We start from the raw sequence: 13,269 nt of genomic DNA on the forward strand, positions 1-13,269 counted from the left end.
AGGCGCTCTTGCCCCCGGCAAGCGGAGCGGCGTACACCGGACCGCACGGACAGCGCTCGGACGTTCAACGGAGAACGAAGAACGGGGCATTGATGCGTAGCAGGAGCAGCAACTCCATCCGAACCAACCGATCCCACCGATCCAGCAGAGCCGTCACGACTTTCGCCGCATTGCTCGCGGGGGCGCTCGCGCTCACCGCCTGCTCCGGCAGCGACGACAAGAAGGACGACAACGGTGGCAAGAGCAGCGCGCCCTCCGCGCCCGGCTCCACCCTCACCCTGCCGAAGCTGAACGGCGCGAGTCTTGAGGTCGCCGCCGTCTGGACCGGCACCGAGCAGGCGAACTTCAAGAAGGTCCTCGCGGAGTTCTCGAAGCGCACCGGCGCGAAGGTGACGTTCGTGCCCGCGCAGGATCCGATCATCAACTTCCTCGGTTCGAAGATCGCCGGCGGCCAGCCGCCGGACATCGCGATGCTGCCGCAGCCGGGCGCGATCAGGCAGGCCGTGCAGAACAAGTGGGCCAAGCCGCTCGGCCCGGACGCGCTCAAGGAGCTCCAGCAGAACTACTCGCAGGGCTGGCAGGACATCGGCAAGGTCGACGGCAAGCAGTACGGCGTCTACTACAAGGCCGCCAACAAGTCGCTGATCTGGTACAACGCCAAGGTCTTCGAGGGCGCGGGCGCCAAGGAGCCCAAGACCTGGCAGGAGCTGCTGAAGACGGCTCAGAGCGTGTACGACTCCGGTGTCACCCCGTTCTCGGTGGGCGGCGCCGACGGCTGGACGCTGACGGACTGGTTCGAGAACGTCTATCTGTCCCAGGCCGGCCCGGAGAAGTACGACCAGCTCGCCCAGCACAAGATCAAGTGGACCGACCCCTCGGTGAAGCAGGCCCTCACCACCCTCGCCCAGATCTGGGGCAAGAAGGACTATGTGGCGGGCGGCGCGGACGGCGCCCTGCAGACCGAGTTCCCGGCATCGGTCACCCAGACCTTCACCGGCGGCGACCAGCCCAAGGCGGCGATGGTCTACGAGGGCGACTTCGTGCAGGTCAACATCGGCGACACCAAGGCCAAGGTGGGCACGGACGCGAAGGTGTTCCCGTTCCCGGCGGCCGGTACGACCGCGCCGGTGGTCTCCGGCGGTGACGCGGCCGTCATCCTGAAGGACTCCAAGGCGGCCCAGGCGCTGGCCACCTTCCTGGCCTCCCCGGACGCAGCGACCATCCAGGCCAAGCTCGGCGGCTATCTGTCCCCGAACAAGAACGTGCCGAACTCGGCCTACCCGAACGAGGTGCAGCGGACGATCGCCAAGTCGCTGATCGCGTCCGGCGACGACTTCCGCTTCGACATGTCCGACCAGGCGCCGCAGGCCTTCGGCGGCACCCCCGGCAAGGGCGAGTGGAAGGACCTCCAGGACTTCCTGAAGAACCCGAAGGACGTCGCCGGCACCCAGGCGAAGCTGGAGAAGGACGCGGCGGCGGCGTACGGGAACGCGGGCTGATCCGGTCATGACGTCGGCAGCGGCGGCCGGGGCCCCATCGGGCCCCGCCGCACACAAGAGTCGGAAGGGTCACAAGGGCCGCAAGAGCGTGACCGGCACGCGCCGGACGGTGGCAGCGCTGTTCCTGCTGCCGGCCCTGGTGCTGCTCGGCGCGCTCGTGCTCTATCCGATCGGGTACTCGCTCGTCCGCAGTTTCTACAACGCCTCGGGCGACGGCTTCGCCGGGATCGACAACTACAAGGCGCTGTTCACCGACGACGGCATCCGCACGGCCCTGAAGAACAACATCGTCTGGGTGGTGTTCGCGCCCACCGTCTCCACCGCCCTCGGTCTGATCTTCGCGGTGCTGACCGAACGGGTGCGCTGGGGCACGGCGTTCAAGCTGGTCGTCTTCATGCCGATGGCGATCTCGATGCTGGCGGCCGGGATCATCTTCCGGCTGGTGTACGACCAGGACCCGGACAAGGGCGTCGCCAACGCGGTGTGGGTGGGCGTGCACGACACCTTCGCGCAGTCGTCGGCGTTCCCGAAGGCGCACCCGGGCCGGGAGTCGCCGCTCCGGCCGGACGCGGGCGGTTTCCTCACGTCGGCCCCGGTGCACACCGGGCAGACCGTGCTGCTCCCGCTCGTCGGGGTCGCGCCCGACCAGATGCCCGACAGCTCGAAGAAGGCCGTGGCCGCAAAGCCGGAGCCGGGGAAGATCACCGGCACCACCTGGCAGGACTTCACCCGCGGCAAGGGGGTCGGCAGGCTCGGCGCCCCCGACCCGTCCGAGCTGGGCTACTCCGGGATGAAGATCGAGGCGGTGAAGGACGGCAAGGTGGTGGCCACGGCGAAGGCCGCCGGTGACGGCACCTTCACGCTGCCCGCCAAGGCCGACGGGGCTCAGCTCCGGCTTCCGGCGAGCAACTTCAAGGAGCCGTACAACGGCGTCGACTGGCTCGGCCCGTCCCTCGTCACCCCGGCCATCATCGGGTCGTACGTGTGGATGTGGGCCGGCTTCGCGATGGTGCTGATCGCCGCCGGGCTCGCGGGCGTGCCCCGTGAGCTGCTGGAGGCGGCACGGGTCGACGGGGCGAGCGAGTGGCAGGTGTTCCGCCGGATCACCGTGCCGCTGCTCGCGCCGGTCCTCGCGGTCGTCACCGTCACGCTGATGATCAACGTGCTGAAGGTCTTCGACCTCGTCTACATCATCGCGCCGGGCTCCTCCCAGGACGACGCGAACGTGCTGGCCCTGGAGCTGTACCGCAAGGGCTTCGCGGAGGGCCAGCCGGGCATCGCGAGCGCGATCGCGGTGTTCCTGCTGTTGCTGGTGATCCCGGTGATGCTATTCAACGTGCGTCGGCTGAGGCGGGAGGGCAGGCGATGATGGCGACCGCCGGAAGCACCGGAAACGTCAGCAAGGTCGGCCCGGTCCGGACGGTGCGGGCCCCACAGTCCCTCGCCGCGCGCATCTCCGAGAGGCTGAGCGGCGGACTGGTCCGTGTCTTCCTCATCCTCGTCGGCCTGTTCTGGCTGGTGCCGACCATCGGTCTGCTGATCTCCTCGCTGCGCGCGCCCGAGGACATGAGCGCGAGCGGCTGGTGGAAGGTCTTCACCCAGCCCTCCCAGCTCACCTTCCACAGCTACCAGAAGCTGCTGGACAACAGCGACATCACCCACTCCCTGGTGAACACCGTGCTGATCACGGTCCCGGCGACCGTCCTGGTCGTCGTGATCGGCTCGCTCGCCGGTTACGCGTTCGCGTGGATGGAGTTCCCGGGCCGCGACTGGTGGTTCCTGGGCGTGGTCAGCCTGCTGGTGGTGCCCGTGCAGGTGGCGCTGATCCCGATCGCCGAACTGTTCGGAAAGATCGGCCTGTTCGGGACGATCTTCGGGGTGATCCTGTTCCACACCGGCTTCGGGCTGCCGTTCGCGGTGTTCCTGCTGCGGAACTTCTTCGCGGAGATCCCACGCGAACTGCTGGAGGCGGCGCGCCTGGACGGGGCCGGTGAACTGCGCCTGTTCGCGCGGGTGGTGATGCCGCTCGGCGGGCCCGCGATCGCGAGCCTCGGCATCTTCCAGTTCCTGTGGGTGTGGAACGACATGCTGGTCGCGCTGGTGTTCACCAAGTCGGGCACCCAGCCGATCACGGTCGCCCTGCAGACACAGGTACGGCAGTTCGGGAACAACATCGACGTGCTGGCGCCGGGCGCGTTCATCTCCATGGTGATCCCGCTGGCCGTGTTCTTCGCGTTCCAGCGGCAGTTCGTGTCCGGGGTGATGGCGGGCGCCGTGAAGTAGTGACAACCAGCAGCAAAGCGGGCAGCTTTCGAAGGGCGGGGCTTCAACACCCCGCCCTTCCCCGTTCACTTCATGTCCCCCACTTGCCGTACCGGCCGTAACCAAGTCACTCCAACGGCCGTTCCCGGGCAGAACGTCCGCGTCGAGCGCCCTTGGATGTCCCTTGCCCAGGTTCAGTGTCATCGTCCCCGCGTACAAGGTCCAGGCGTACCTGTCCGAGTGCCTGGACTCGGTGCTCTCGCAGTCGTACACCGATCTCGAACTGATCGCCGTGGACGACCGCTCGCCTGACTCCTGTGGTGCGCTGATCGACGAGTACGCGGCCCGGGACACGCGCGTGAAGCCCGTGCACCTGCCGGAGAACCGGGGGCTGGGCGAGGCCCGCAACGCGGGCATGGCCGAGGCCACCGGCGACTACCTGGTCTTCCTGGACAGCGACGACACCCTCACCCCGGACGCGCTGCACGCGATCGCCGGCCGGATCAAGGAGACCGGCGAACCGGACGTCCTGGTCTACGATTTCGCCCGCACCTTCTGGAACGGCGAGGAGGTCCACAACCAGGTCGCGGCCCCGCTCACCCAGCAGGGCCCCGCACCCTTCCGCCTCGAGGACCGCCCTGCCCTGCTGCGCGTCCTGATGGTCGCCTGGAACAAGGCGTGCCGACGGGAGTTCGTCGAGGCCATGGGGCTCCGCTTCCCGCCGGGCTACTACGAGGACACACCCTGGACCTACCCGGTCCTGATGGCGGCCGGGTCGATCGCGACGCTGGACCGGGTGTGCGTGCACTACCGGCAGCGCCGGCGCGGGAACATCCTCGGCACCACCAGTCGCAAGCACTTCGACATCTTCGACCAGTACGACCGGGTGTTCGCGTTCCTCGCGGAGCGGCCCGAACTCGCCCGGTGGCGGCCGGTGTTGTACGGCCGGATGGCCGACCACTTCTCGACGGTGTTCACCAAGCGCGACCGGCTGCCGCGCGGCAGCCGCGCCGAGTTCCTGCGCCGGGCCCGCGCCCACTGCCGCCGCTACCACGCCCCCGGCGCCGCCGTCCCCTCGCGCACCCGGCTGCGTCACACCCTGGTCCGGTTCGGCCTGCACCGCACCTACCGCGCCCTCCAGCTGGCGATGTCCGTCCGCCGACGCACCCTCAGGTCCGCCGCCGGACTCACCCGGGCCCTGCGGGCGGGCGCCCTCCAACTGCACTACCGGATCCAGCTGCGCCTCCCGCTGCGCGCCGACCGCGCGGTCTTCGCCGCGTACTGGGGGCGCGGACACAGCTGCAACCCGGGCGCGCTGGAGGCCGCGTTCCGCGCGCACGCCCCGCACGTCCGCACCGCCTGGATCGCCCTCCCCGAGCACCAGCAGGAGATCCCGCCGGGCCCGCGCCGGCTGCGCCCCGGTACGGCCGCCTACTGGACGGCGCTGGCCCGCTCCAAGTACCTCGTCAACAACGTCAACTTCGACCGCAGGCTGAAGAAGCGCCCCGGCCAGGTCTTCGTACAGACCCAGCACGGCACCCCGCTCAAGCACATGGGCCTCGACCTCCAGGAACACCCCGCGGCGGCGCGGGACATGGACTTCGAGGAGCTGCTGCGGGGCGTCGACAAGTGGGACTACCTGCTGTCCGCCAACCGCCACACGACCCTGACCTGGGAGCGGGTCTACCCCGGCGACTACACCACGCTGGAGTACGGCTATCCGCGCAACGACGTCTTCCAGCAGGCGACTTCGGCCGACGTGGCGCGGGTGCGGGAGTCGCTCGGCATCCCGGCGGGCACGGTCGCCGTCCTCTACGCCCCCACCCACCGCGACTACCTCGGCAGCCGGCGCCCCGCCCTGGCCCTGGAGCGCGTCCTGCGCCGCCTGGGCCCGCGGTTCGTGATCCTGGCCCGCGCCCACTACTGGCAGGAGGGGCAGCCGACGCAGGGGCCGGCGGCCGAGGGCGCGCTCGCGGGGGGCGGCGGCCGGATCATCGACGTCTCCGGCCATCCGAGCGTGGAGTCCCTCTGCCTGGCCTCGGACGTGCTGCTCACCGACTACTCGTCGATCATGTTCGACTACGCCAACCTGGACCGGCCGATCGTCGTGCACACCGAGGACCGGGACACGTACGAGGCCACCCGGGGCACCTACTTCGACCTGCGCGCCTTCCCGCCGGGCGCGGTCGCCCGCACCGAGGACGAGCTGGTCGACATCTTCGCCACCGGCCACTGGCGCGGCTCGCGCTCCGCTCAGCTGCGGGCGGCGTTCCGGGAGCGGTTCTGCCCGTACGACGACGGGCGCGCCGCCGAGCGGGTCGTACGACGGGTGGTGCTGGGCGAGACGGAGGGGCTGCCGCCGTTCACGCCGCTCGCCAAGCGCCACCCGGTGCCGTCGGCGGCTTCCGGACGCTCCCCGCTCGCTGCCTCTCCGCAACCTTCCGGCCCCTCCCCCGCCACCGAGGGGCTCTGAACACCTTTGGCCACTCAGGGAGTTCCCATGCCCCTCGGCTCGACGCGGCCCACTCCGAGCCGGCCGCCCACCTGGCGTCCAGCGGGTCGCCCCGGCCGCGTGTCCGGCCGCGTCCGCAAGACAACAGAAAGAGCAGAATGCCCCGCTTCAGCATCATCGTCCCGTCCCACGGGGTCGCCGGCCGGCTGTCCCAGGCGCTGGACTCGGTCCTCGCGCAGTCCTTCGGAGACCTGGAGCTGATCCCGGTCTGCGACGCCCCCGACTCCCCGGCCGGCACGGTGGCCGCCGGATACGCGGGGCGGGACTCCCGGGTGACCCCGGTCGACTCACCGCCGTCCGCCGGTCTGAGCGGGGCGCGCAACGCCGGGATGCGGGCGGCGAGCGGCGCGTATCTGCTCTTCCTCGACGGCGACGACCTGCTGCTGCCGGGCGCGCTGGCCGCACTGGACAACCGGCTGACCGAGACCGCGGGCGTCGACGTGCTGTACGTCGAGCACGAGCGCACCCCCTGGTGGGAGGGCGAGCCGACGAACCCGGCAGCGGCCCTGTTCGCCAAGGCCCCGAAGGGTGCTTTCCCCCCCGACGATCTGCCCGAACTGACCGGTGTGCAGCTCCCGGCGTGGAGCGCGGTCTACCGCCGCGCCTTTCTCTCCGAGCACGAACTCACCTTCCCTGACGGCCACTTCACCGACCTCGGCTGGGGCGGGCTGACCTCGATCGCCGCCCGGCGGATCGCGGTGCTGCGCCGGGTCGTCGTACGGCACCGGCTGCGCCGGCAGGGCAGCCGGCTCAACCTTCCGGGCCCGCACCAGCACGCTCTGCTGGACCAGGCCGAGCTGGTGCTGACCCGGGCCGCCGAGCGCGGGCTGCCCGCCGAGCGGACCCGGGCGCTGTTCGAGCAACTCTTCACGTACGTGCTCAAGACGGCCTCCCGGCCGGAGCGGCTGCCCTCCGGGCGCCGGGCGTTCTTCCGCCGGGCCGGCCGCCTCTACCGGCGCCACCGCCCGGCCGGCCACCGGGCGCCGAGCGGCAGCCTGGGGGTGCAGCACCGGCTGCTGGCGACGGGCGCGTACACGGCGTTCCGGGCGCTGCGCGGGCTCGGCCAGGCGGCCACGAAGGCCGGCGAGAGCGTGCCGCGCCCGCACCTGCTGCGCACCCGGCTGCGCTACGCCCGCGACCTGCGCCGCCCGCTCGACCCCAACCTGGCTGTCTTCTGCGCCTACCGGGGCCGCGGCTACGCCTGCAACCCGGCCGCGATCCACGCCAAGGCCCGCGAACTCGCCCCGCACATCCGCTCGGTGTTCCTGGTCGAGGCCGACCGGGCCCATGCGATGCCGGAGGACGTCGAGTACGCGGTGATCGGCTCGCGCCGCTACTGGGAGGTGCTGGCCCGCGCCACCTACTTCGTCGACAACGCCGGCTTCGCCGAGGGCGTCGTCAAGCGCCCCCGCAGCGTGCACCTGCAGACCCAGCACGGCACCCCGCTGAAGAAGACGGGCGTGGACCAGTCGACGTACCCGGTCGTGGCCGCGCAGTCCGGCAGCTTCGCCAGGCTGCTGGACCGGGTCGACCGCTGGGACTTCAGCCTGTCGTCCAACCGGCACTCCACCCAGATGTGGGAGCGTGCCTTCCCGGGCTCGTACGAGCCGCTGGAGTACGGCTATCCGCGCAACGACGTCTACTGCACGGCGACCGCCGCGGACGTCGCCCGTGTCCGGCGCGAACTGGGCGTCCCCGAGGGCAGGACGGCCGTGCTGTACGCGCCGGCCCACCGCGACCACCACACCGGCTTCGAGCCCGGCCTGGACCTGGAGGCGTTCTGCGCGACGGCCGGCGAGAACGTCGTCGTCCTGCTGCGCGCGCACCACTTCTGCGACCGGGGACGCGCGGAGGGCTCCGCGCGGATCATCGATGTGACGGCCCACCGCTCCACCGAGGAGGTGTGCCTGGCCGCGGACGCGCTGATCACGGACTACTCCTCGATCATGTTCGACTACGCCAACCTGGACCGGCCGGTCGTCGTGTACGCCGACGACTGGGACGTCTGCCGGGAGACGCGCGGCGTCTACTTCGACCTGACGGCCGAGCCGCCGGGCCCGGTCGTGCGCAGCCCCGAGGAGCTGGCCCGCGTCTTCCGCGACGGCTCGTACGCGGGCCCCGAGGCCACGGCGCTGCGGGCCGCGTTCCGGGAGCGGTTCTGCGAGTTCGACGACGGCCGGGCCGCCGAGCGGGTCGTACGGCGGGTGCTGCTCGGCGAGCCGCCCGAGGCGATCCCGCCCGTGATCCCGCTCGCGCGGCGCGTCCCCGCCCCGCCGCCACGGCCCTCGTGAGGAGCTGACCCGCCGTGCCCCGCTTCAGTGTCATCGTCCCCTGCTTCAAGGTGCAGGGTTTTCTGCGCGAGTGCCTGGACTCGGTGCTGCTGCAGTCCTTCAACGACCTCGAACTGATCGCCGTGGACGACCGCTCCCCGGACGGCTGCGGCGCGATCCTCGACGAGTACGCCGAGCGCGACCCGCGCGTGCGGGTGCTGCACCTGCCGGAGAACGTGGGCCTGGGCCGGGCCCGCAACGCCGGGCTGCCGCACGCCACCGGCGACTACCTGCTCTTCCTGGACAGCGACGACACCCTCACCCCGGGCGCGCTGCGCGCCGTCGCCGACCGGCTGGACGAGGCCGGCGACCCGGACGTGCTGGTCTTCGACTACGCGCGCACCTACTGGTGGGGCGGCACCCGCCGCAACGCGCTCGCCCACGTGCTCACCGAGGCCGGCGCGGGCACCTTCACGGTCGGCGACCACCCGGAGATCCTCGACCTGCTGATGGTGGTCTGGAACAAGGTCTACCGGCGGGAGTTCGTCACGCTGGGCGGCTTCGAGTTCCCGCCCGGGTACTACGAGGACACTCCCTGGACCTTCCCGGTCCTGCTGAGCGCCGCGCAGATCGCCGTCCTGGACCGCATCTGCCTCAACTACCGGCAGCGCCGGCAGGGCAACATCCTGTCCACCACCAGCCGCGAGCACTTCGACATCCACGACCAGTACAAGCGGGTGTTCGCCTTCGTCGACCAGCATGCGGAGCTGTGGCGCTGGCGGCCGTATCTGCACCGCAGGATGGGCGAGCACTGCCTGGACATCCTCGCCAAGCCGGACCGGCTGCCGCCCGCCGACAAGGCCGAGTTCTTCCGGCGTACGGCGGAGCTGTTCCGCAGCTACAAGCCGGAGGACGCCCTGGTCGACGGCAAGGTCGCCGCGCTGGAGGGCTCGTACACGGCGTTCCGGGTGCGGCGGCGGGCCGCACGGGCCGGGCGGGAGGCCGCGCGGCGGGCGGAGCGGGCGCGCGGGGCGGCGGGGGCGCGGGCCGGCGGCGGCTGGGCGGCCGTACAGGCGCGCCGCCCACTGGACCCGGACCTGGTGGTGTACTCGGCGTCCTCCCACCGTGGCGTGCTGGGCGACCCGGCAGCGATCTACCAGAAGGCACGGGAGCTCGCCCCGCGGCTGCGCGGCGTGTGGGTGGTGCGGGACGCGGAGACGGCCGAGCAGCTGCCGCCCGGCGTCGAGCACGTGATCGCGGGCTCCCGGCGGTATCTGGAGGTCATCGCGCGGGCGTCGTACTTCGTCAACGACGTCAATTGGCCCGGCACGCCTGCCAAGCGCCCCGGCAGCGTGCACATCCACACCCACCAGGGCACCCCGCTCAAATACCTGGGCGCCGACCTGCTGGACAAGCCCGGCGCCCGGCACCGCTTCGACGTGCCGCAGATGCTGCGCCGGGCCGACCGCTGGGACTACAGCCTGGTCGCCAACCGCCACTCCGAGCTGGTGTGGGAACGGGCCTACCCCTGCCACTTCACCTCGGTGCGCACCGGCAGCCCGCGCAACGACGTGCTGGTCGCCCCGGACGAGCAGAACAGCACCGCCTTCCGGCTGCGCTACGGCATCCCGGAGGAGAACACGGTCGTGCTGTACGCGCCGACCCGGCGGGACTACCGCCGGGACGGGTACGTGGACCGGATCGACCTGGCCCGGTTCGCGGCCGACCTGGGCGAGGGCCGCACCCTCGTGGTCCGGCTGCACCCCTCGCTCGCGGACGGTCCCGCACGCGGCCTGGGCCTGGCGGAGCTGGACCGGCGCGGGATCGTGGTGGACGCGACGGACGAGCCGCACGTGCAGCAGGTGCTGCTCGCCGCCGACGCGCTGGTCACGGACTACTCGGCCGTGATGTTCGACTACGCCAACCTGGACCGGCCGATCGTGGTGCACGCCGACGACTGGACCGCGTACCGCGCGAGCCGGGGCACCTACCTCGACATCACCGCCGAGGCTCCGGGCCATGTCTCCCGCTCCCAGCGGGAGTTGACGCGGCTGTTCGCCTCCGGTGCCTGGCGGGACGAGGAGTCGGCGCGGCGGCGGGCGGACTTCCGGGGCCGGTTCTGCGAGTTCGACGACGGTGGGGCCGCCGAACGGGTCGTCCGCACGCTGCTGCTGGGCGAGTCGATGCCGCAGGCGCCGGGGGCGCGGCTGCCGGGCCAGCCGACGGGGCAGGACTCCCGGCCGGTTACGCCGGGTGTTACTCGATGACGAGGTCGACGTCGATGTTGCCGCGGGTGGCGTTGGAGTAGGGGCAGACCTGGTGGGCGGTCTCGACCAGCTTGCGGCCGGTCGCCTCGTCCACACCCTCGGGCAGCTCGATGCGCAGCGTCACCTTGAGGCCGAAGCCTTCGCCCTGCTTGCCGATGCCGACCTCGGCGGTGACGGCGGCGTCGCTGACGTCCACCTTCGCCTGGCGGCCGACGAGGCCGAGGGCACTGCCGAAGCAGGCGGCGTAGCCGGCGGCGAAGAGCTGCTCCGGGTTGGTGCCCTGGCCGTTGCCGCCCAGTTCCACCGGCATGGCCAGGGCGAGGTCGATCTTGCCGTCGGAGGAGACGGCACGGCCCTCGCGGCCGTGGGTGGCGGTGGCGACGGCGGTGTAGAGCGCGTCCATGGAAACCATTCCTCTCGGGTGGGGTTCGCTGTGACCATAAGTAGAGCACACGATTAAGTTGTGCACAACTAAATGGCCCACAAGAGCTACCCTGGACCCATGACCGTGACCCCCGCCCCCTTGGATGCCGCCCCTGAGGCGGACTGGCTCCGCCTGGACCGCCAGATCTGCTTCTCCCTGCACGCCGCGTCCCGCGCCTTCAACGGCGTCTACCGCGTGATCCTCAAGGACCTCGGCCTCACCTACCCGCAGTACCTGGTGATGCTGGTGCTGTGGGAGCAGGGCGAGCTGCCGGTCAAGAAGCTCGGCGAGCATCTGCGGCTCGACTCCGGCACGCTGTCCCCGCTGGTCAAGCGGCTGGAGGGGGCCGGTCTGGTACGGCGGGAGCGCAGCGCGCAGGACGAGCGGTCGGTGCGCGTGCTGCTCACTGAGGAAGGCGCGGCCCTGCGCGAGCGCGCCCTTCAGGTGCCGCGCCGCATCGCGGGGGCGACCGGCTTCGACCTGGCGGAGATCGCCGAACTGCGCGAACGCCTGGACCGGCTCACCGCCGCGCTGGACTCGGCGGCCCTGGAGCAGACCCAGGCCTGACCCCGGTCCGGCGGATGTAGAGCAGTACGGCCACCCCGTCCTGCGCGGACTCCCGGACGGGCATGAACTCCCTTTCGAGCAAGTCGAGTTTGACCCGCTCGACGGGATTCTGCGTGGCCCAGCGCCCGGCGAGCAGCCCCCGGTCGGCGAGCACCCACACCCGATCGAGCGAAGCCAGCCGCCGCTGCAACACGGACGCCTCCACCTCCCGCCCGCACAACGTCCCGGACGGGCCGGCCCCCTCCGCCAGCGCGAGGTCCCGCGCTCCCCGGAAGGCCCCCGGGTAGGCCAGGGCCACGTTCCGGGTGCAGGCGGGGAGAAACACCACGGGGCCCCCGGGCCCCAGCTCCCGGGCGGCGACCCGGGAGACGGCGGCGATGTTGTCGGGACGGTGCGCGGGGTCGCGGTCGGTGCGGAGGAGGGGGAACTGGTGGAGCAGGGAGAGGGCGACGGCGAGGACGCCGGCGAGGGTGAGCAAAAGGGTGGGCACACGACGGCCAGCCGGCCGCAGGCGACCCACGACCCCAGCCACCCGCTCAGCCCCTGCGGCCACCAGCAACGGAGCCCCACCCAGCGCGTACAGCACATACCGGTCGACGTACAACGGCGAAACCTGCGACACCAGCATCAACGCACCCGGCGGCACCACCACCAACGGCAGGCAGACCCCCGCACAGCTGACCTCCCCCCGCCGCCCCATCACCCCCACCAGCCCCACCAGCCCCACCACAGCCAGCCCGAGGCACACCCAGTACACCCCGTCCATCGGCCCGAAAGACGTCCGCAGCAACCCCTGCGCCGTCTCCACCGTCGGCGCCCGCAACCACGCCACCTGCGCCGACTGAGCCCGCGACACAAGAACCATGGGCACCAGCGAGCACCCGACCGCCCCCGCCGCACACCCCCACCCCCGCCACGCCCGAACCCCTACCCGGGCCAGCGCCAGCGACACCGCGTGGGCGGGCAACAGCAGGACCGCGAACTCGTGCAGCCAGCAGGTGAGTCCGAGAAGCGCACCGTACGCCCACCACGACCGGCCGCCCCTGCCGACCGCACGGACGAACAACAGCGTCGCCCCCGTGGCACCGGCCGCGACCAGGGCGTAGGAGCGGCCCTCCTGGGCGTAGTGGCCGGCCATCGGCGAGCCCGCGTACAGCAGTCCGGCCCACAGTCCGGCGCGCGGCCGGAGCAGCCGGGCGCCGAGCGCGGCCACCAGGCCCGCGGTCAGGGCCGCCGCGCACACGGAGGGCAGCCGCAGGACGACCTCGCCGGGGTGGACGGCAAGGACGGCGTGGATGAGGAGGTAGTACAGGCCGTGCACCGCGTCCACGCCGTGCAACAGCCGCCAGATCTGCGGCACCGTACGGCCCGCGACCTGGAACGTGACGGCCTCGTCGCGCCACATCCCGCCCCGGTCGAGCCGCCAGAGCCCGAGCACGAACATCACCAGCGCGGGCACCCCCACGGC

Annotated in this window: 8 protein-coding genes and 1 pseudogene; 7 read left to right on the forward strand and 2 right to left on the reverse strand. The window is 71.7% G+C overall.

Going from position 1 to position 13,269, the window contains the following annotated elements:
- Nucleotides 1-92 precede the first annotated feature (92 nt).
- From ACWD35_RS08505 to ACWD35_RS08530, 6 genes and pseudogenes are all read left to right on the forward strand, one after another.
- Nucleotides 93-1,499 (forward strand): ABC transporter substrate-binding protein, encoded by a 1,407-nt coding sequence (locus ACWD35_RS08505; RefSeq protein ID WP_451350386.1) that lies wholly within the window; start codon nt 93-95, stop codon nt 1,497-1,499.
- Nucleotides 1,500-1,506: 7 nt separating this feature from the next.
- Complete coding sequence (locus tag ACWD35_RS08510; RefSeq protein WP_451350387.1) at nt 1,507-2,868, forward strand: carbohydrate ABC transporter permease; 1,362 nt, start codon at nt 1,507-1,509, stop codon at nt 2,866-2,868.
- Nucleotides 2,865-3,782: a carbohydrate ABC transporter permease gene (locus tag ACWD35_RS08515; RefSeq protein ID WP_451350388.1), complete on the forward strand. Its 918-nt coding sequence runs from the start codon at nt 2,865-2,867 to the stop codon at nt 3,780-3,782. The genes ACWD35_RS08510 and ACWD35_RS08515 overlap by 4 nt, the downstream gene beginning before the upstream one ends.
- 163 nt (nt 3,783-3,945) lie before the next feature.
- Nucleotides 3,946-6,234, forward strand: a complete 2,289-nt coding sequence (locus ACWD35_RS08520) for a bifunctional glycosyltransferase/CDP-glycerol:glycerophosphate glycerophosphotransferase (protein WP_451350389.1) — start codon at nt 3,946-3,948, stop codon at nt 6,232-6,234.
- 137 nt (nt 6,235-6,371) lie between these two features.
- Nucleotides 6,372-8,572 (forward strand): annotated as a pseudogene (locus tag ACWD35_RS08525) (bifunctional glycosyltransferase/CDP-glycerol:glycerophosphate glycerophosphotransferase).
- Between the two features lie 6 nt (nt 8,573-8,578).
- A complete protein-coding gene (locus tag ACWD35_RS08530) occupies nt 8,579-10,810 on the forward strand; it encodes a bifunctional glycosyltransferase/CDP-glycerol:glycerophosphate glycerophosphotransferase (protein WP_451350390.1) in 2,232 nt (743 codons plus the stop codon).
- Here ACWD35_RS08530 and ACWD35_RS08535 read toward each other — a convergent pair.
- The gene (locus ACWD35_RS08535; RefSeq protein WP_451350391.1) at nt 10,800-11,213 is read right to left on the reverse strand and encodes an organic hydroperoxide resistance protein; all 414 of its coding nucleotides are present in this window, start codon (nt 11,211-11,213) and stop codon (nt 10,800-10,802) included. The genes ACWD35_RS08530 and ACWD35_RS08535 overlap by 11 nt on opposite strands.
- A gap of 99 nt (nt 11,214-11,312) precedes the next feature.
- Between ACWD35_RS08535 and ACWD35_RS08540 the strand changes: the two genes are divergently transcribed.
- Nucleotides 11,313-11,801 carry a MarR family winged helix-turn-helix transcriptional regulator gene (locus ACWD35_RS08540; RefSeq protein ID WP_451350392.1) on the forward strand — a complete coding sequence of 163 codons (489 nt, stop codon included), beginning with the start codon at nt 11,313-11,315 and terminating at the stop codon, nt 11,799-11,801.
- Here ACWD35_RS08540 and ACWD35_RS08545 read toward each other — a convergent pair.
- Entirely contained in the window at nt 11,755-13,266 is a 1,512-nt protein-coding gene (locus ACWD35_RS08545; RefSeq protein ID WP_451350393.1) for a glycosyltransferase family 39 protein, read from the reverse strand. The two genes, ACWD35_RS08540 and ACWD35_RS08545, sit on opposite strands and share 47 nt — an antisense overlap.
- Between the last annotated feature and the right edge of the window lie 3 nt (nt 13,267-13,269).

The organism is Streptomyces sp. NPDC002671, from assembly GCF_053592475.1.